A 1,144-nucleotide genomic window follows, 5' to 3' on the forward strand; every position below is an offset into this window, starting at 1 on the left:
CCAGCATTGTGTATTTCAGCTACTCAATAATTGGGAAACTTCAGTTAATGTATTTAAGCCTCTATTTGAAAAATCTTTTAAAGTATATTTATCACTAGATAAATCTAATATTTTTTCTTTTAAAACTAATCCATATTGATAAAACTCATATTCTTCCAAAAGCGTATAGTTAAATAAAATTATTTGTGTGGCTAATAATGTATTAATAGATGTGAGATCATTCTCATTACATAAATATTGTTTATCAGGATTATCAGTATTTTCACGAGTCAAATAAAGTGCTAAAGCCATCTCATCTGAGATTTCTAAACATAAAGGAAGTTCTTTATCTGATAAATCTTTTCTATTTGCTCCTGTAGATAACCTTGGCTTAATATTCCACTCTTTTTCATCCCAGTGCATTAATTTATTTGCACTCACTGCTAAATCATTAGTGCGTACCGCTGAAATAGTATAAAGATTCATTTTACGAATAACTTGCACTAAATTCATAATTTATTACCATAAATATCTAACGCCAAATTCAGTGGCCGCAGGCAGATATAAGATGAACTCTGCTAGAAACACTGAACTTTGATAAAAAATGACCTTTGAAAGCGAACTGCGCTGCCAGCGGTCGGCTGGAATTTTTTGTTGGACGAAGCCGCTATCGCGGAGAAAAACAGCTTCACCCCTAAATTTATAGTGTAACCTCATTGCCTGTTATCTGCATAACAGGTTAATTTGTAAGCTCATTTAACTAGCAAAAATGAGGTTACCCTGTTATGACACCATCGATAGAGCTTCAATTCAACCATTATTATACCCAGCACTGTAAGCATTTAAAGCTTCAAGGCCTGCAACCCAAAACCATTGCGGGGAGTCGCTATTTTTGCGAAAGCTTGTTTTGGGCATCCCAGCCCAAGCAAGCGGCAAAAACTTAACGCGACCGCTAATGCCTTCGGCGCCCCAGACGTCCTGCGTACGTGCCACTTCGCCACTACCATCGTAAACTCGGTGCTGGCTTCGTAACACTCCCTCAAATGACTGGACGGCGTTTCGGAATGCCTTTTATTTTGTCTCCACCTACGCTAGCGCTACGATTCCGACAAAACAACGGCCCTACGCCTTCTGGGGACTACCAGCCCTCGCGTTCGCTCTCCAT

The 1,144-nt window shown here is 38.9% G+C and carries 2 protein-coding genes; both read right to left on the bottom strand.

All coding sequences use genetic code 11. From position 1 onward, the window contains the following. Positions 1 to 15: 15 nt before the first annotated feature. A complete protein-coding gene (locus tag CDZ78_RS20755) occupies positions 16 to 492 on the bottom strand; it encodes a hypothetical protein (RefSeq protein WP_087871624.1) in 477 nt (158 codons plus the stop codon). A 297-nt stretch (positions 493 to 789) separates the two neighbouring features. Next, positions 790 to 1,014: a hypothetical protein gene (locus tag CDZ78_RS20765; protein WP_087871626.1), complete on the bottom strand. Its 225-nt coding sequence runs from the start codon at positions 1,012 to 1,014 to the stop codon at positions 790 to 792. Positions 1,015 to 1,144: the final 130 nt, after the last annotated feature.

Origin of the sequence: Bathymodiolus platifrons methanotrophic gill symbiont (genome assembly GCF_002189065.1) — a bacterium.
Taxonomy (GTDB): Bacteria; Pseudomonadota; Gammaproteobacteria; order Methylococcales; family Methylomonadaceae; genus Methyloprofundus.